This is a genomic window from Pseudomonas sp. LBUM1679, assembly GCF_059695565.1.
Genome location: NZ_CP166774.1, coordinates 3,364,357 through 3,383,773, shown reverse-complemented (window position 1 = coordinate 3,383,773; position 19,417 = coordinate 3,364,357). Strand labels below are relative to the sequence as shown.

At 57.9% G+C, this 19,417-nt stretch carries 14 protein-coding genes; 12 read left to right on the top strand and 2 right to left on the bottom strand.

Translation table 11 applies throughout. The features are described from left to right. Positions 1-93 precede the first annotated feature (93 nt). From ACA062_RS15460 to ACA062_RS15415, 10 genes are all read left to right on the top strand, one after another. Positions 94-426, top strand: coding sequence for a Rap1a/Tai family immunity protein (locus tag ACA062_RS15460; RefSeq protein WP_497457172.1), 333 nt, complete (start codon positions 94-96; stop codon positions 424-426). A 64-nt stretch (positions 427-490) separates the two neighbouring features. Beyond that, on the top strand, positions 491-1,738 hold the full coding sequence (locus ACA062_RS15455) for an MFS transporter (RefSeq protein ID WP_497457424.1): 1,248 nt from the start codon (positions 491-493) through the stop codon (positions 1,736-1,738). A 456-nt stretch (positions 1,739-2,194) separates the two neighbouring features. Next, complete coding sequence (kdpF, locus tag ACA062_RS15450; protein ID WP_349294113.1) at positions 2,195-2,287, top strand: K(+)-transporting ATPase subunit F; 93 nt, start codon at positions 2,195-2,197, stop codon at positions 2,285-2,287. After that, complete coding sequence (gene kdpA, locus ACA062_RS15445) at positions 2,284-4,056, top strand: potassium-transporting ATPase subunit KdpA (protein WP_497457171.1); 1,773 nt, start codon at positions 2,284-2,286, stop codon at positions 4,054-4,056. The genes kdpF and kdpA overlap by 4 nt, the downstream gene beginning before the upstream one ends. 10 nt (positions 4,057-4,066) lie before the next feature. After that, positions 4,067-6,145, top strand: a complete 2,079-nt coding sequence (gene kdpB / locus ACA062_RS15440; protein ID WP_497457170.1) for a potassium-transporting ATPase subunit KdpB — start codon at positions 4,067-4,069, stop codon at positions 6,143-6,145. Positions 6,146-6,157: 12 nt separating this feature from the next. Next, positions 6,158-6,730, top strand: coding sequence for a potassium-transporting ATPase subunit KdpC (gene kdpC / locus ACA062_RS15435; RefSeq protein ID WP_497457169.1), 573 nt, complete (start codon positions 6,158-6,160; stop codon positions 6,728-6,730). A gap of 26 nt (positions 6,731-6,756) precedes the next feature. Continuing rightward, positions 6,757-9,456 (top strand): two-component system sensor histidine kinase KdpD, encoded by a 2,700-nt coding sequence (gene kdpD / locus ACA062_RS15430; protein WP_497457168.1) that lies wholly within the window; start codon positions 6,757-6,759, stop codon positions 9,454-9,456. Then, positions 9,453-10,142, top strand: coding sequence for a response regulator (locus ACA062_RS15425; RefSeq protein WP_497457167.1), 690 nt, complete (start codon positions 9,453-9,455; stop codon positions 10,140-10,142). The genes kdpD and ACA062_RS15425 overlap by 4 nt, the downstream gene beginning before the upstream one ends. A gap of 110 nt (positions 10,143-10,252) precedes the next feature. Continuing rightward, entirely contained in the window at positions 10,253-11,995 is a 1,743-nt protein-coding gene (locus ACA062_RS15420) for an ABC transporter permease (protein WP_497457166.1), read from the top strand. 14 nt (positions 11,996-12,009) lie between these two features. Continuing rightward, a complete protein-coding gene (locus ACA062_RS15415) occupies positions 12,010-13,332 on the top strand; it encodes an ABC transporter ATP-binding protein (RefSeq protein WP_497457165.1) in 1,323 nt (440 codons plus the stop codon). Between the two features lie 6 nt (positions 13,333-13,338). Here ACA062_RS15415 and rimI read toward each other — a convergent pair whose 3' ends face one another. Further along, entirely contained in the window at positions 13,339-14,460 is a 1,122-nt protein-coding gene (gene rimI / locus ACA062_RS15410; RefSeq protein ID WP_497457164.1) for a ribosomal protein S18-alanine N-acetyltransferase, read from the bottom strand. A gap of 92 nt (positions 14,461-14,552) precedes the next feature. Between rimI and ACA062_RS15405 the strand changes: the two genes are divergently transcribed. Further along, complete coding sequence (locus ACA062_RS15405) at positions 14,553-16,139, top strand: RimK family ATP-grasp domain-containing protein (protein WP_497457163.1); 1,587 nt, start codon at positions 14,553-14,555, stop codon at positions 16,137-16,139. A gap of 66 nt (positions 16,140-16,205) precedes the next feature. Beyond that, on the top strand, positions 16,206-17,156 hold the full coding sequence (locus tag ACA062_RS15400) for a magnesium transporter CorA family protein (RefSeq protein WP_497457162.1): 951 nt from the start codon (positions 16,206-16,208) through the stop codon (positions 17,154-17,156). A gap of 86 nt (positions 17,157-17,242) precedes the next feature. Here ACA062_RS15400 and ACA062_RS15395 read toward each other — a convergent pair whose 3' ends face one another. After that, positions 17,243-19,144, bottom strand: coding sequence for a potassium transporter Kup (locus ACA062_RS15395; RefSeq protein WP_497457161.1), 1,902 nt, complete (start codon positions 19,142-19,144; stop codon positions 17,243-17,245). Positions 19,145-19,417 lie beyond the last annotated feature (273 nt).

The window sequence follows — 19,417 nt, the reverse complement described above, 5'->3', positions numbered from 1 at the left end:
GTTTATAGGTCCTTCAATATCGCAATCGCACCGGCTAGCCTCTCCCGAGTCATGGGAGAATGCACGTTGATAATACGAATCGGACTGGTCGCATTGGTATCGCTGCTGGGGTGTGGTCAGGCCCTGGCAGATGGGAACAACTTGCTGATGGCGTGCAAAATGATCGGTCAGAAGATTCCAACTGACGACTACAGTGCCTTTGAAAGCGGGTTGTGCATCGGGCTGGTCCAGGGCGTTCGCCAGACTTTGAGCGCATACGCCGACCTCTTGCCGAAAGAACAACGCATCTGCGTTCCACGGGCAGTGAACAACAAAGAAAGCGTAGGCGTCGTCGTCAAGTATCTGGAGGCCCATCCCAATCAGTTGAACCTGCCGGAAGTGGCACTGGCGATTCAAGCACACCGAGAGGCATTCCCCTGTAAATGACTCATTGACTGAGCCGTGCAAGGTGGCGCTGGATGCCATGCCAAACACATTTTCGAGGCTCATGATGAAATCCACTGACCCGTCGGGTGACACGCCGGTTACCGCGCCGGTCGAGGAAGCGTCAACCCGCAACGGCTGGCGCACCATGCCTGGCGGCATCTGGGCGCTGGGTTTCGTCTCGATGTTGATGGACATCTCCTCAGAGATGATCCATGCCTTGTTGCCGCTCTACATGGTGACCGTACTGGGTACCTCCGTTCTGGCGGTGGGCCTGATCGAAGGCATCGCCGAGGCCACGGCTTCGATCACCAAGGTATTCTCCGGAGCACTCAGTGACCGTTTGGGCAAGCGCAAACTGCTCGCGGCGCTGGGTTACGGGCTGGGGGCGCTGTCCAAACCGATCTTTCCTTTGGCGGGCTCGCTGGATTGGCTGATCGGTGCGCGCTTTATCGACCGTATCGGCAAAGGCATTCGCGGCGCCCCACGCGATGCGCTGGTCGCCGATATCACGCCACCGGCCATTCGGGGGGCGGCTTTCGGCCTGCGTCAGACGCTGGATACCGTGGGCGCATGCCTGGGGCCGTTGCTGGCGATCGGATTGATGTGGCTGACCGCGAACCACTTCCAGACGGTGTTCTGGGTGGCCGTCATCCCGGCCTTCCTTGCCGTCGCTGTGTTGCTTGTGTTTGTGCATGAACCCAAACAAACGCAAGGGACGCGCCGGGTGCGTGCGCCTTTGAGTCGGCGGGAGTTGGCCCGACTGGGCGCCGGCTACTGGTGGGTGGTCGGTGTCGCCGCGGTGTTCACCCTGGCGCGTTTCAGCGAAGCCTTTTTGATCTTGCGCGGTCACGCCGTCGGGCTGGCGCCGATGTGGGCGCCAGCGGTGCTGGTGCTGATGGGGGTGGCGTACTCACTGTCAGCCTATCCCGCAGGCGCCCTGTCTGATCGTGTCGGCCGCGTGGCGGTGCTCGGCGCAGGTCTGTTGTTGCTGGTCGCGGCCGATCTGACGCTGGCCTTCGCGCCGGGTATTGGTGGTCTGGTCGTTGGCGTCGTGCTATGGGGGCTGCACATGGGCTTTACCCAAGGGATATTCGCCGCCCTGATTGCCGACCACGCGCCGGCTGAACTGCGCGGGACGGCCTTCGGCATGTTCAATCTGTTGACCGGGCTGACCTTGCTGCTGGCCAGTGTGATCGCCGGGGCGCTGTGGGATACGGTAGGCTTCCAGGGCACCTTCTTGATGGGGGCAGGCTTTGCTGTTCTGGCTTTATTGGGATTGTGGGTGATCCTGGCGAGCGTTCAGGCTCGATAGCAAGGAGCCATTCACGCGGGCATAGCTGTAGATTTTTGACATAGAGAATGCCGGGCGATCATTGGTTGTGGAAAGAAGGACCAACGCGTTGAACTAATTTTGTTCGCTCACGTATAGCTTCGTATAATTAACCAAATGAATCGTAAAGAAATCGTAGAGCGCCTTGAGTTCCGCGAAAGATATTTTATCCTCCGGAACAATTTCCAAAAGACCTACCAAAGAAAAATGCCTGATACCAATCAACTGCCCCTGATCCAGCCGCACTATCCTGGGTCTTTATAAGATCTTTATTCTTTCGCCCCCAATCCTTTCAACAATTTACCAGACGCCAAACTAGGCTTCCTTCATTGCTGGAGGGAATGCCATGGACTTCATCTTTTTAGTACTCGCAGCGCTGTTTTTTATCAGCCTGGTGGGCCTGGCGCTCGGCTGTGCGGCGCTTAACAGGAGGCGGTCATGACGGGCTTCTATCTATTCGGCAGCCTGATAGCGGCCGGGTTACTGGTTTATCTCGTCTGCGCGTTGCTGTTTCCGGAGGACTTCCTGTGACTATTCAAGCCTGGGTCCTGCTGGGGGCTTTTCTTCTGACGCTCGGCATTCTGGCCTGGCCTCTTGGGCTTTGGCTGACCACCGTGATGGAAGGCCGGTTTACCTTCGGTTCGCGCATTGAGTCGCCGCTGTATCGCCTTGCCGGGGTCAAACCTGAAACGCAGATGAGTTGGCTTCAATACGCACTCGCCTTGATTGTATTTAATGCGCTGGGATTGTTGGTCGTTTATGCACTACAACGGTTGCAAGGCGTTCTGCCATTTAACCCGCAAGGCATGGGCGCCGTAAGTCCGGATTCGTCGTTCAATACGGCTGCCAGTTTCGTCACCAATACCAACTGGCAAGCCTACAGCGGCGAAGCAACGATGAGCTACCTGACCCAGATGCTCGCGCTGACAGTGCAGAACTTCCTGTCCGCCGCCACCGGTATCGTGGTGGCAATTGCCCTGATTCGCGGGTTCGCGCGCCACAGCGCGGACAGCATCGGCAATGCCTGGACAGATCTCACGCGCATCACCTTGTGGGTGCTGTTACCGCTGTCGCTGATTTTCGCGTTGTTCTTCGTCAGCCAAGGTGTGATCCAGAATCTTGCCCCCTATAAGGAAGTCACGACGATGGAGGTCATGCAGTACCAGGTTCCGGCACTCAATGACGCCGGTCAGCCGACCCTTGATGCGCAAGGCAATCCCGCATTGAAAAGCATCATCAGTGACGAGCAGACCATTGCCATGGGGCCGGTGGCGTCACAAGAGGCCATCAAAATGCTGGGCACTAACGGTGGCGGTTTCTTCAACGCCAACTCGGCCCACCCCTACGAGAACCCCACCGCCATTACCAACTTCTTGCAGTTGATCGCGATTTTCCTAATTCCTACCGCGCTGTGTTTCGTGTTCGGCCACGTCGTCGGCGACATACGACAAGGCTGGGCGCTGCTGGCGACGATGACGATCATCTTCTTGATCGCGGTGGTGGCTGTCACCCATTACGAACAACTCGGTAACCCGCAATTTTCAGCGCTGGGCATCGATACGGCGGCGGGCAACATGGAAGGCAAGGAACTGCGTTTCGGCATCAGCGCCTCCAGCCTGTTCGCGGCCGTGACCACGGCGGCTTCCTGCGGTGCAGTCAATGGTATGCATGACTCATTCACCCCACTGGGCGGCGCGGTGCCGTTGGTGCTGATGCAACTGGGCGAGGTGGTGTTTGGCGGCACCGGTTCAGGCCTGTACGGCATGCTGGTGTTCGCCATCCTCGCGGTGTTCATCGCCGGCCTGATGATCGGCCGTACCCCTGAGTATCTGGGCAAGAAAATCGAAGCCTACGAGATGAAAATGGTCGCCATCGCGATTCTGGTGACGCCATTGCTGGTGCTGTTCGGTACAGCCATCGCCGTCATGGCCGAGGCCGGCAGGCTGGGGATCGCCAATCCCGGTGTCCATGGCTTTTCGGAAATTCTCTACGCCTTCACCTCGGCGGCCAACAACAACGGCAGTGCATTCGCCGGCCTGTCGGCCAACACACCGTTCTACAACACGATGCTGGCGATCATGACCTGGTTTGGCCGGTTCGGCGTCATCGTGCCGGTGCTCGCGGTCGCCGGCAGCCTGGCAGCCAAGAAACGTCTGGCGGTCACCGCAGGCACGATGCCCACCCACGGGATGCTGTTCGTTGTTCTGCTGATCGGCACGGTGTTGCTGGTCGGTTTGTTGAACTACGTACCGGCGCTCGCGCTGGGTCCCATCGTTGAACACTTCATCATGATCAAGTGAGATCACGAACATGACACGCAAAGCGTTCTCCTTGTTCGACCCCAAGCTCATACGACCTGCCATGGTTGAATCCATGCGCAAACTCAGTCCCAGGACTCAGTGGCGTAACCCGGTGATGTTCGTCGTCTATATCGGCGCAATCATCACCACCGCTCTGTGGGCACAAGCCCTTGGCGGCAAGGGTGAGGCCAGCACCGGGTTCATTCTCGCGATTGCCCTATGGCTCTGGTTCACCGTGTTGTTCGCCAATTTTGCCGAGGCCCTGGCCGAAGGCCGCAGCAAGGCTCAGGCGGCCTCCCTGCGCGACCTGAAAAAGGAAACCTGGGCCAAGAAACTACGCGAACCTCACTACGGCGCAGAGTGGCAACTGGCTCAATCGAGCGATCTGTGCAAGGGCGATGTGGTGGTGGTTGAAGCCGGCGACTTGGCGGACTCGGTGATCCCTGCCGACGGCGAGGTGATTGAGGGTGCCGCCTCGGTGGATGAGTCAGCCATCACCGGCGAGTCTGCCCCGGTGATACGAGAATGTGGCGGCGATTTCTCGGCAGTGACCGGCGGGACTCGGGTGTTGTCGGACTGGATTGTCGTGCGCGTGACCACCAATCCCGGCGAGACCTTCGTCGACCGCATGATCGCCATGGTCGAGAACGCCAAGCGACAAAAGACCCCGAATGAAATCGCCCTGTCGATTTTATTGGTCGCACTGACAATCGTGTTCCTCGGCGTCACGGTGACCCTGCTGCCCTTCTCGTTGTTTGGTGTTGCCGTGGCGAAGGCCGGCATGCCGGTGTCGATCACCGTCCTGATCTCACTGCTGGTGTGTCTGATTCCCACCACCATTGCCGGATTGTTGTCGGCAGTTGGGGTGGCGGGCATGAGCCGCATGATGGAGGCCAACGTCATTGCCACCTCCGGCCGAGCCGTGGAAGCTGCCGGAGATGTCGATGTTCTGTTGCTCGACAAAACCGGGACCATCACGCTGGGTAACCGTCACGCCTCGGCATTTATACCGGCGCCGGGACACAAGGAGGCCGAACTGGCGGATGTGGCGCAACTGGCCTCCCTGGCCGACGAAACCCCCGAAGGACGCAGTATCGTCGTATTGGCCAAGCAGCGTTTCAACCTGCGGGAACGCGACATTGGCGCACTCGACGCCCATTTCGTGCACTTTTCGGCGCAAACGCGCATGAGCGGTGTCAACCTGGGCGACCGGCAAATACGCAAGGGCGCTGGCGAGGCGATCCTCAAGCATGTTCAAGGTCTGGGCGGCAGCTTTCCCGAGGCGGTGCAAACCAGCATTGAAGAGGTAGCGCGCCGGGGCAGCACCCCACTGGTGGTGGCCGACGGGGCCAATGTACTGGGCGTCATCGAACTCAAGGACATCGTCAAGGGCGGAATCAAGGAACGCTTCGTCGAACTGCGCCGCATGGGGATCAAGACGGTGATGGTGACCGGCGATAACCGGGTCACCGCTGCGGCCATCGCCGCCGAAGCAGGTGTCGATGACTTTCTGGCCGAGGCGACGCCCGAACAAAAGCTCGAACTGATCCGCAGCTATCAGGCCGAAGGTCGGCTGGTGGCCATGACTGGCGACGGTACCAACGATGCTCCGGCATTGGCTCAGGCGGATGTCGCCGTGGCGATGAATTCGGGGACCCAGGCTGCCAAGGAGGCCGGCAACATGGTCGACCTGGACAGCAACCCGACGAAGTTGATCGAGGTAGTGGAAACCGGCAAACAGATGCTGATGACCCGTGGTTCGCTGACCACTTTCTCGATCGCCAACGACATCGCCAAGTACTTCGCCATCGTACCGGCTGCCTTCGTCACCACGTACCCGCAGCTTGCGGCACTCAACATCATGGGCCTCACCAGCCCTAACTCGGCGGTGTTGTCAGCGGTAATCTTCAACGCGTTGATCATCATCTTCCTGATTCCCCTGGCGCTCAAAGGCGTGAAGTATCGCCCGGTCGGCGCGGCCTTGCTGTTGCGCCGTAACCTGTTGATCTATGGACTGGGTGGCGTGATCGTTCCATTCATTGGCATCAAAGTGATCGACATGGCGCTGTTTGCCGTCGGTCTGACTTGAAGGAGCACTGTCATGGCTTCTCTGCTGCGTCCGGCGTTGACCCTGCTGATTGCACTGTCGTTGATCACGGGCCTGGCCTATCCACTGGTCACCACCGGGATTGCCAGGCTTGTGTTCCCCTCTCAGGCCGCGGGCAGCCTGATCGAAAAGGATGGTAAAACTGTGGGTTCGTCGTTGATCGGTCAGGGCTTCAGCGATCCCAGGCATTTCTGGAGTCGTCCGTCTGCAACCAGCCCCATGCCCTACAACGCGGCAGCATCATCAGGCTCAAACCTGGGACCTCTGAACCCGGCACTGGCGGACGCGATCAAGGGCCGCATCGATGCCTTGCGTGCAGCCGATCCCGGGAACACCGCCACGGTGCCCGCCGACCTGGTCTACAGTTCGGCTAGCGGTCTTGATCCGCATATCAGCATCGCAGCAGCGCTGTATCAGGCGGGTCGAATTTCGCGGGTGCGCAGCCTGCCTATAGAGCGCGTTCATCAACTGATCGCCGAGCACTCTGAAGGCATGCTGTTCGGGTTCCTTGGCGAGCCTCGGGTCAACGTCCTCGAACTGAACCTGGCACTCGACGCCACGCATTGAGCGCCAACTCACACACGGTGGGCTTGATGGCAGAACAACGTCCTGATCCGGACCAGCTACTGGCTCAGATTCGTGAAGAAGAAGCGCAAGCCAATCGCGGTCGGTTAAAGATTTTTTTCGGCGCCAGTGCCGGTGTCGGCAAGACTTACGCGATGCTGGTCGCCGCGCAAACGGCGAAACAACAGAACATCAATGTACTGATCGGCGTGATCGAAACTCATGGTCGCGCCGAGACCCAGGCGCTGACCTTGGGGCTCGAACAATTGCCGCTCAAACAGGTCATCGACAAGAACCGTACGCTCACCGAATTCGATCTGGACGCCGCGCTGTTGCGCAAACCCGAGCTGATTCTGATCGACGAACTGGCTCACTCCAACATCGTCGGCTCCCGCCATCCAAAACGCTGGCAGGACGTCGAAGAGCTGCTCGGCGCTGGTATCGACGTCTGGTCCACCATGAATGTTCAGCACCTGGAAAGCCTGAATGACATCGTCGGCGGCATTACCGGGATTCGGGTCTGGGAAACCGTCCCCGACCATGTGTTCGACACGGCCGATGAAGTGGTCATTGTCGACTTGCCACCTGACGACCTGCTGCAACGCCTCAAGGAAGGCAAAGTCTATCTGGCCCATCAGGCTGAACGCGCGGTGCAGAACTTCTTCCGCAAAGGCAACCTGATCGCCTTGCGCGAATTGGCACTACGGCGTACGGCCGACCGTGTCGACAGCGAGATGCTCCAATACCGCATAAGCAGTGCAGTAAAACCCGTCTGGGGCACCCGAGACTCATTGCTCGCTTGCATCGGCCCGCATGAATTGGGGGAAAAGACCGTACGTTCGACAGCTCGTCTGGCCGCTCAGCTCAACGTGCCCTGGCATGCGGTGTATGTCGAGACCCCTGCCTTGCAGCGTCTGCCCGAAACGAAGCGCCGTCGCGTTCTGGCGACCTTAAAGCTGGCCCAGGACATGGGCGCCCAGATCTCGACCCTGGCCGGCCAGGACATTGCCGAGACGCTGGTCAAGTACGCACGGCAGCACAATCTCTCCAAAGTCGTGTTGGGGCGCGACGAACACCCTCGTCGTCGTTTCTGGGGGCGGGTACTGGCGGATCGAATTGGTACGCTGGGCGCTGACCTGGACGTTATCCAAGTTTCCCTACCAGCCAGCCAGCGTACACAAACCGAGCCCGGCGCCACCAAGACCGAGAATCCAGTGATGTGGCGCTCCTATATCTGGAGCGTAGCCCTCTGTACGGTAACGACCATGCTGGTCATGCCCCTGGCTCACGTGCTGGAACAGGCCAATATCGTCATGATATTCCTGCTGGTCGTCGTCGCCGTCGCCGTCCGCTTTGGTCGTGGCCCTGCGATTCTGGCGGCCTTTGTGTCAGTGGGGGCATTCGACTTCTTTTTTGTATCGCCGCGTTTTTCGTTTGCCTTCACCGATGCCCAGTACCTCGTGACGTTCAGCGTCATGCTCGTGGTCGCACTGGTGATCGGACAAATGACCGCCGGCCTGACCTACCAGGCACGGGTGGCGCAACGGCGCGAAGACCGCATGCGGGCGCTGTACGACATGTCGCGCCTGTTGTCCGCCGCGCTGATGACCGAGCAAGTCGCCGACATCAGTGCACGTTTTCTCTGCGCCGAGTTTGGCGCCAGGTCTGCCTTGCTGGTAGCCGATGACAACAACAAACTGCTGGCCCCCATGGTCACGGGAGATGCCCCGCAAGTGGACGTTGCCATTGCCCAGTGGTCTTTCGATAAAACCGAACCGGCCGGTTACGGCACCGACACCCTGCCCTCAAGTTCAACACTTTATCTGCCGTTGTCAGCCCCCATGCGGGTGCGCGGTGTACTGGCCGTGCAACCGCGAGACACGAGCCGGCTGGTGGTGCCGGAACAGCGACGCCTGCTCGACACCTGTGCGTCATTGCTGGCCATCTCGCTCGAACGGATTCATTACATCCACATTGCCCAGGACACGACAGTGCAGATGGAGTCCGAGCGCTTGCGTAACTCGCTGCTCTCGGCCATCTCCCACGACCTGCGAACGCCATTGTCCGTTTTGGTAGGGCTTGCCGAAGCGCTTAAACTGACCAAGCCACCCCTGACCGGCGAAGCCGCCGAGATTGCCACGGCGGTGGGCGAATCGGCGCTGCGCATGAATACGCTGGTCAACAATCTGCTGGACATGGCGCGCCTGGAATCCGGCAAAGTGGTGTTGAATCGGCAGTGGCAACCCATCGAAGACGTGGTGGGCAGCGCCCTGCGAGCCATCCAGCCGATTCTGGGTGGGCGTTCGGTTCAGGTCGCTCTGGACGATGATTTACCTCCCGTAAAAATCGACGCGGTACTGATCGAACGCGTCCTCATCAACCTGATCGAGAACGCCGTCAAGTACACGCCGGCAGGCACCACCATAGGCCTGGGCGCCAGGGCCACGCCTGACAACTTCGAAGTGTGGGTCGCCGACGAAGGACCCGGGTTACCGCACGGTCACGAAGAGGCAATTTTCAGCAAATTCATGCGCGGCAAAAAGGAAAGCTCGATACCCGGCGTAGGGCTGGGCCTGGCCATCTGTCGAGCCATTGCGCAAGCTCATGGAGGAACCATTTTGGGTGTTACACGCCCAGAGGGCGGTGCGCGTTTCACGTTACGTCTACCCCGTGAAGAGCCGCCAGTCATAGAACCCTTTGCTCAGCAAACAGGCGAGGAGCAACCATGACCGAATCGGTGCTGCACGTCCTGATCATTGAAGATGAGAAGGAAATACGACGCTTCGTGCGCATGGCCCTGCAAGCTGAAGGCCTGGAGGTGCATGAAGCCGATACCTTTCATCGAGGCCTTATCGATGCAGGGACACGCCATCCGGACCTGATCGTGCTCGACCTCGGACTGCCCGACGGCGACGGTGTTGACCTTATTCGGGACGTACGGAGTTGGTCAGAGGTGCCGATCATTGTGTTGTCAGCCCGTGGCGCGGAGTCGGACAAGATCCTGGCCCTGGATACTGGCGCTGACGACTATCTGGTGAAACCGTTTGGCACCGGAGAACTACTGGCTCGCGTCCGCGCACTGCTGCGCAGACACGTGAAGGATACCGAGAACCATGCGGTCCTGGCCTTTGGCGACGTCCGGATTGATATGGAACGGCGTATCGTGGAGCGCTCTGGCGCCCCGCTGCATCTGACACCGCTTGAGTATCGCTTGCTGGTCCATCTTTGCTCACATCCGAACCGCGTGCTGACTCACCAGCAACTACTCAAGGCTGTGTGGGGTCCTGGGCACACCACAGATACACCTTACCTTCGGGTATTCATGGGCGGCCTGCGTAAAAAAGTCGAAGCAGACCCTTCCCAACCGCGACACCTCATTACCGAAACGGGTGTTGGTTACCGTTTTATTCCTTGAACACAGGGCGGCAAAAGTTACGTTGATTTTTGGTTCAGCCACGCGAGTTCAAGAAAGTGCTGACTTGTGGTCCTGCCCCTCCATTCAGAACGATGTTGGAATCACTGAATATGAACAAGGTACTGCGTCACTACATCCCGGCCACTACGCTCCGATTACTACCCAACCGCTGGGATCTGTTTGCCCTGCCGCTGGTGATCGGCTTTTTGTTGTTTTTTTCGGTAGCCGCACGGGAAACCTGGGCGCCGATGTCCACCTTGCAGGGTGAAGTCATCTCACTCGACCCGGCCAGCCTGCCCGAATATGCGATGCGAACCACCCTGCGCATGCTTGCGGCGATGGCCGTGTCTCTGGTCTTCACCCTGCTTTACGGAACCCTGGCGGCCAAAAGCCGACGGGCCGAGAAACTGCTGGTGCCGGTGCTGGACATCCTGCAATCGGTGCCCGTGCTGGGCTACATTTCGTTCACCGTGACGTTTTTTCTGTTGTTGTTTCCAGGGCGAGTACTTGGCGCTGAATTCGCCGCCATTTTTGCCATCTTCACCAGCCAGGCCTGGAACATGACGTTCAGTTTCTACCAGTCACTGCGCATGCTGCCGCGTGACCTGGAAGAAGTATCCAGTAACCTTCAGTTGTCCGGCTGGCAAAAGTTCTGGAAGCTCGACGTGCCGTTCGCCATTCCGGGACTGGTCTGGAACATGATGATGAGCATGTCCGGTGGCTGGTTCTTCGTGGTGGCCTCCGAAGCCATTACCGTCGGTGACAAGACCGTCATGCTGCCTGGCGTGGGTTCGTACCTGGCGATCGCCATCCAGCAGCAAGACCTGCACGCCGTGGGCTACGTCATTCTGGCGATGATCGCGGTCATTCTGATTTACGACCAGTTTCTGTTCCGGCCACTGGTGGCCTGGGCCGACAAATTCCGCATGGAGAATACCGCCTCCCAGGCGGGCGCACCGGAGTCATGGGTGCTGAAGTTGATCCAGCGCACCCGCATGGTCCAGCGCATCTTGCGCCCCATCACCCGAACCATCGGCCGAATCGGCAACCGACGCTTCAGCCTGCCGTGCTCAAGCCGCAGCGCCATGCCATCGAACCCGGCCACTTCACGACTGATCGATTGGGTGTGGGGCACGCTGATTGCCGTGTTGACCCTCTACACGCTGTACCACATTGCCCTCTACATGAGCAGCGAAGTGACACTCGATGAGGTCGGGCATGTGCTCGGCATGGGGCTGATTACCCTGGTACGGGTGGTGCTGTTGATTGCCGTGGCCTCGCTGATTTGGGTGCCGCTGGGCGTGATGATCGGTTCGCGTGCGCACCTGGCGGAAAAAATCCAGCCGTTGGCGCAGTTCCTCGCGGCTTTCCCCGCCAACTTGCTGTTCCCGGTGTTTGTCATCGTGATTCTGCGTTACCAGTTGAACCCGGATATCTGGCTGAGCCCGCTGATTGTGCTGGGTACGCAGTGGTACATCTTGTTCAACGTCATCGCCGGCGCCAGTGCATTCCCGAACGACTTCCGCGAGGCCGCGGCCAACTTCCGCATTCGCGGCTGGCTGTGGTGGCGCAAGGTCATGCTGCCGGGCATCTTCCCGTATTACGTGACCGGGGCGATCACTGCTTCTGGCGGTGCGTGGAACGCCAGTATCGTTTCCGAATTCGTTTCATGGGGACAAAACAAGGTCGTTGCCCACGGCCTGGGCGCTTACATCGCCCAGAACACGGCATCCGGTGACTTTCCGAAAATCACTCTGGGCGTGGTGGTGATGTCGCTCTTTGTCGTGGCCTTCAATCGCGCGGTATGGCGGCCGTTGTACGCCATTGCTGAAAACAAACTCCGTCTCAATTAACGGGATTCGATGTCATGAATACCTATACCGAACACACACAGGCATCCCCCGAAATTTACTCGCTGAACAACGTGAGCCGGGCGTTTGGCAAGGGCAAGGACGAGTTGCAAGTGCTCAGCGATGTTGACCTGACGCTGCGCGAAGGCGAGATCGTCGGCATGCTGGGCCGCTCCGGATCGGGCAAATCCACCTTGCTGCGCATCATTGCCGGCCTGATACAGCCGTCGTCGGGCGAGATCCGGTACAACGGCGCCTTGCTCACCGGGCCGGCTAAAGGCGTGGCGATGGTCTTTCAGACCTTTGCGCTGTTCCCTTGGCTGACCGTCCTCGAAAACGTCGAGGCCGGCCTGCAAGCGCTACAGGTCGAACGCAAGGCCGCGCGCAAACGCGCACTGGCAGCGATCGACCTGATCGGCCTCGATGGTTTCGAAAACGCCTATCCACGGGAATTGTCCGGCGGTATGCGGCAACGAGTCGGATTCGCCCGCGCGTTGGTGGTCAACCCGACGCTGCTGTTAATGGACGAGCCCTTCTCCGCCCTCGACGTACTGACCGCCGAAACACTGCGCACCGACCTGCTGGAGTTGTGGAGCGGTGAACAACTGCCGATCAAATCCATCCTGATCGTGACCCACAACATCGAAGAAGCCGTTTTGATGTGCGACCGCATCCTGGTCCTGTCATCAAACCCCGGGAGCGTCGTCGCCGAAATCAAAGTGCCCTTCGAGCATCCACGCAACCGACTGGACCCGACCTTTCGGCAAATGGTCGACGACATCTATGCCCTGATGACCGACCGGCGCAGCGCCGACGCCAGCACCGGAAATGCGGAACTGAAGATGGGCAGCCCGTTGCCAGAAGTCTCCACCAACCTCATGGCAGGCCTGATCGAAACCCTCGCTGCCGAACCCTATAACGGGCATGCCGGCCTGCCAGATGTTGCAGAGCGGCGCTTGCTGGAAGTGGACGACCTGTTCCCGGTAGCAGAGATGCTGGAATACCTGGGGTTCGCTGAACTCAAGGGCGCCGACATCACCCTGACTGAGATAGGCAAGTTATTCGCCGAGTACGGCACCCAGGAGCGCAAAACCCTCTTTGCCGAGCACCTGGTCAAGCACGTGCCACTGGCCGCACGCATTCGGCAGGTATTGCAGGAACGACAAGGGCACCGGGCGCCACGGGTGCGCTTTGAGCAAGAACTGGAAGATTCACTCACTGAGGCGTTTGTGGAGAAAACATTGGAGAGCGTGATCACTTGGGGGCGATACGCTGAAATTTTCTCCTATGACGACCACACCGCGACGTTCAGTCTGGAAGATGTCGAAAGCAGCCTATAATCCTTCTCACAATTGGCACTCCGTAGCAAGATTCTCGCGAGCGTAAAGCGTCACTGAGGCGCGCAGCTTGTTGCCACCAAAAGCGCACATCTTATCGAACGACTTGTGGCTGACGGGCAGATGCTGGCAGTCGAGTGCTTGACGGTGCTTGCTGTGATCAATGTCCGGGTCATGCAGGTAGACGAAATCTTCATCGTAGTCAGTGACAATTACCCAGTGCGGGGCTTTCGAGCGAGTCAGACGGTAGCTGCTGATCAGCACCAAGGGTTGACCGCCGGCCTTCAGCGTGAGAGCCAGATCCAGCTGGTTGCTGCTGACCTGCTCCACATCGCTCTGCTGAAGTTCCGTGCAGAACTCTTCGTGTACCAGGCGAATAACCTCCTTTTTATGTTCGTCGCGCACGCCGTCGAGAAATAGCGGACCTGCGATACTCACTTGCAGGCGCACGCGAAACCCTCGGCGCCAGGCCGCCAGTGCCAACCCTTGGGGACTGCAACCGCCATGCCCCGAAGTCATGAACACCGTCGTGGCTTCACGCCAGATTTGCAGTTCGTCCCTACGCTCGATCAAACGATCGGGTTGCAATGCCCTCATGGCCATCAAGAGGCAAGCCGGGCCGCAGGTAAATTCAGTGGTTTGCTGGTAATAGGGCACTTGGAATTCACGGCTTTCCCGATGTTGCAGAATGCGCTTCTCCAAACGCAGCGCATGCACATGGTCTTCGTAGTAGTTGTGGACCACAGCGAAGTGTCGGTAGCCATTGCGCTCATAAAGACTGATAGCGACGGGATTATCCGGTCGGACTTCGAGTCGCAGGTAGGCGCAGTCGTGCGCGCGAGCACACTCTTCCGCCTGATCCAATAGCTGTTTTCCGAGGCCGAGGCCACGACTGTGGGTGGCGATAGCGATTGAGTACAGGCGCGCCAGGGAGGTGCCACGGTGAAACAGGACCAGGCAGTAGCCCATCAGTTGACTCCCGGCCTGCGCAACGATCAGGCTGGCATGGGCTCGGCTGATCATCCACTGAAAACTGCGCGGAGTCAGCCGATCATAGGTAAAGCACTGGTTTTCCAATTCCAGCAGAGACTTCAGATCATCTTGTGTAGCCTTGCGAAATAACAGGTTCATATAGCCGCCGTAAAAGTTGCGTAACGAAACGAGACTTTTTTAAAAGATCGTGCTTAATAGATAAGGACTTGTTCTCCAACGGACCTTCTCATATGTCAGCAGTACAGGGTGATTTGCGTGAAGTATCAGAGCAAAATCGGCGAGCGGCAATACCAAACCTTACTTATTTACCGAGTACACCTAGAAGGTCTAGCCAGGTAGTTATTATTGTTGAGCGCAAAGAAGACTGGGCCTCTTATTTCCCCTCAGAGGATGTGATGAGTGCACAGGAGTATCTCGAGCAACCCCTTGAAAGCGAAGCCGGCAAGCGTGTTCAGGTTATTAATCTGTGTCGGAGCTACAAGTACCTGGGACACGGATATTACTGTTCATTACTGGCTGAAGCACGCGGCCATAAAGTTATTCCGTCTGTGCGAACCATCAGCGAGCTGACTCGAAAGTCACTGTATGGCCTGGCACTGGATGATCTGGACAAGGCGCTCGACAAAGCACTGAACAACCACCTTTACAGTAACACCGAAGGATTCACGCTCACTCTATACTTTGGTAAAACCAACCTTGAACCCTTGCAAGAACTGGCGCGACAAATTTTCGAAATATTCCCTTGTCCGATACTCTTGGTAGAGTTCCGCAAAAGCAATAGTTGGCGCATCGAAGGAATAAAGTCTGGCGTCTTGCAAAAATTACGCGAAGACCAGGAGGATCAATTTGCCAACTCGCTGGACAGTTTCAGCCGCAAAATCTGGCGAGTGCCGCGCTCACCTCGTGTTGCCCGCTACGACCTGGCCATTTTGCATGACCCGCAAGAAGCGCTGCCGCCTTCTAATGCCAAGGCACTCGAGAATTTTATCCGGGTCGGCAAAAGCCTGGGTATTGATGTCGACCTGATCGAAAAGAAAGACTATTCACGAATCGCCGAGTATGACGCCCTGCTGATTCGCGAAACCACCAGCGTGGATAACCACACCTACCGCTTCGCCAAGAAGGCGGAAAGCGAAGGTCTGGTGGTGATGGACGATCCCACTTCAATCCTGCGCTGTACCAACAAGGTGTACCTGACTGATCTACTCAAAAGCCATCAACTGGGTATGCCGGCGACCGAGATTCTCTACAAGGAACGACCGGAAGACTTCGAGCGAGTCGGTGAACGCCTGGGCTTTCCATTAGTGCTGAAGATTCCCGATGGTTGTTTTTCCCGTGGTGTGATCAAGGTCGAAAGCCAACAAGCACTGCTGGAAGCCACCTCTGAGCTATTCGAACACTCGGTGCTGTTGCTGGCTCAGGAGTTCTTTTACACCGAGTATGACTGGCGCATCGGCGTGCTCAACCGCAAGCCGATTTTCGCCTGCCAGTACTTCATGTCCAAAGGTCACTGGCAGATCTACAACCACAAAGCCAAGGGCCAGGACATTAATGGGGAATGCCGCACCTTGGCGGTCCACGAGGCACCGCGAGCGGTAGTCGAACTGGCGGTGAAGACCGCGAACCTCATCGGCGACGGCCTCTATGGCGTCGACCTCAAGCAGTCGGGCGATAAGGTGGTGGTGATTGAGGTCAACGACAACCCGAACATGGACGCCGGCATCGAGGACGCTTACTTGCAAGACGATTTGTATTCACTGGTGCTGGAAGAATTCGTCCGGCGCCTGGAACTCAAACGTCGCGGCCAGGCTTGGTGAACGCTTGATCCGACACGCATCCTGCAAGACACTGACTTTCTCAGTCGATAACGCCAGAGGTCAGATGTGATCAAGAGCTTTCAACTCGCCAATGGGGCGCTGGTACCGGTTGAACACCTCGATGCCGACGTGATGTTGTTCAGCAATCCCGATATTGCAGAACGGGATCTGCTGCGCAACGATTTCAAACTGGACGATCACGCGTTGGCTTCGGCACTGGATCCTGACGAAGTCTCACGCATCGAGTTCCACCCGGATAACCTGTTCCTGATCTGGAAGCGTCCGGAAAGTTACTCGGGCGGAGAAAGCCTGGCCTTCGAGGTCTCATCGTTCGGCTTACTGTTCTCTAAAACACGCTTGCTGGTCATCGCGACCGACGATTCCCAGTTGAGCGGACTGGGGCAGCGGCACCCCTTGCACACACCACTGGATGTGCTGCTGGACATATTGTTCAACAACCTCCACCACTACCTGGGCCACCTCAAGGTGATCAAGATGGTGGCTCGCGAGTTGCAGCAGAAGTTCAACGCCTCGATGGAGAATCGACATCTGATCCAGATGTTTAACCTCAGCGAAAGCCTGATCTATTACATCAACGCGATTCACAGCAATGGTGCTGTCCTGACCCGGCTGCGCAACCATGCAGAAAAAGAGCACTTCAGCGTCGAGGCGATCGCGCTTATCGACGATCTGATCATCGAGAACACCCAGTGCAACAAGCAGGCGGAAATCTACTCCAGGGTGTTTGCCGGCTTGATCGATGCACGCGGCAATTTGATGAACAACACCATGAACAACCTACTACGCAAACTGACGCTGATCAATGTGGTGTTCCTGCCTCTCAACCTGATCGCCAGCATTGGTGGCATGTCTGAGTTCAGCATGATGACCTCAGCCGTCCCCTGGTGGGTTGCCTATCCGCTTTTTCTCACAGGAATGCTGGTTGCCGGAGGCCTGATGGTCATCGCGCTCAAGCGTCTGACGCGGGGTTCATCCAGCATGAATGGCCCGCATTGAACGCTTGAGGTGCTGCACAGGCAGTGCGGCAGCTTCGACCTTCTGGCGAAGCCGCCCCTTGAGCCCCTTGGGTACTCGATGACTCTTTACATCTCAACCTGTGTGCCCAGCTCTATCACCCGATTCAACGGCAACTTGAAGTATTTCAGGTTGCTATTGGCGTTCTTCAGCAAAAACGCGAACAAGCTCTCTCGCCAGCGAGCCATACCAATGCGCTTGGTCGGGATAACCGTCTCTCGGCTGAGGAAGTAGGTCGTGCGCATCGGACTGAAATCCAGCTCAGCCAAGTGGCAAAGACTCAACGCCAAGGGGACATCGGGCTCCTCGATAAAGCCAAAGTGCAGGCTGACCCGGAAGAAGCCTTCACCATAGGCTTCTACCTCAAACCGTCGGCCAGCACCCACGCGAGGGCTGTCTTCAGACACCACGGTGAGCAACACCACTTGCTCATGCAAAACCTGGTTATGTAGCAGATTGTGCAGCAGCGCATGAGGAACAGCATCGGCCCTGGCCGTAAGAAACACTGCCGTGCCTTGTACGCGATGGGGAGGTTGTGTACGGATGCTGCTGATGAACAGCGGCAGAGGAAGCGCGGCTTCATCCAGCCGTTCAACAATAATCTTGCGGCCCCGTTTCCAGGTGGTCATCAGAATAAACAGCCCGATGCCGGCGATCACCGGGAATGCACCGCCCTGAAAAATCTTCGGCGCATTGGCCGCGAAATACAGGCTGTCTACCAGCAAAAATCCGAGCAACATCGGAATGGCCAGCCAGCGCGGCGTTTTCCATAGCAGCAGGACGACAGCCGAGGACAGGATGGTGGTGATCAACATGGTTCCCGTCACAGCGACCCCATAGGCGGCGGCCAAGGCACTGGACGACTCGAAACCAATCACCAGCAGCACAACCCCCACCATCAACGCCCAGTTAACCGTGCCGATGTAGATCTGTCCCTGCTCCTGGCTGGAGGTGTGCTGGATGAACATGCGAGGAACATAACCCAGTTGGATGGCCTGGCGAGTCAGGGAGAAAGCACCGGAAATCACCGCTTGAGAAGCAATGATGGTGGCCAGTGTCGACAGTGCGACCATCGGCAACAGGGCCCAGGTCGGTGCCAGTAAATAGAACGGGTTGCGCACCGCTTCCGGGTTCTCCAGGATCAAGGCACCCTGGCCAAAATAATTGAGTACCAGTCCTGGCAGCACCAAAATGAACCAGGCGCGGGCAATGGGCTTGCGACCAAAATGGCCCATGTCGGCGTACAGCGCTTCGGCGCCCGTCAGCGCGAGCACCACTGCACCAAGGATGGCCACGCCAATCCCCGGATGAGCGATAAAAAAATGCGCTCCCCAGTATGGGTTGAGCGCTTGCAGTACTTCCGGTCGCTGCAAAATGCCATGGATCCCCAGGGCACCTAACACGACAAACCACAGCACCATCACTGGACCGAACAGGATGCCAATGCGAGCCGTGCCGTGTTTCTGTATCAAGAACAGCGCTACCAGCACGATCACTGACAACGGCACGACCCAGTGCTCGATGCCGTCAAACGCCAGCTGCAGTCCTTCAACCGCAGAGAGCACCGAAATAGCAGGGGTGATCATGCTGTCCCCGTAAAACAGTGCCGCACCGAACAGGCCAAGCAGTACCAGTACCTTGCTCATGTGCGGATAAGGGGCGGACGCCCGCCGGGCCAATGCCGTCAGCGCCATGATCCCGCCTTCGCCCTGGTTGTTGGCGCGAAGAATGAACAGCACGTACTTGATCGAGACCACCCAGATCAACGACCAGAAGATCAACGACAGAATGCCCAGCACGCCATCGTGGTTGGCCTGGACACCGTAGTGACCGGCAAACACTTCCTTGAGCGTGTACAGGGGGCTGGTGCCAATATCTCCGTATACCACCCCGACCGCAGCGACGAGCAGTCCCGCCGCTGAAGTTTTGCGATGGGGTTCTTCAATTGCATGGGTCGCTGTCTCGCTCACTTTCTACGTCTCGAATATTGAGGGCCGAAAACGCATCCGTGAGATTTCAAGGCCGTGGTGGACTTCGGTGAAACTGCGCAGCACCTTCCACCCCCCTGCAAGCAGCGTTGACCAACCCAGGAAAAACTCGTGGGTTACCCGAGAGATTCAAAGGTTGCGAGGCATAAAAGCGCTGTCAATTTTGCCGGTCAGTATCGTTGCGAGTAACAATACCCATCGTAAAAAATATGTAATTTTTTTGCGGCGTTACCTATGAGGAGGCTGCCAGGTAAG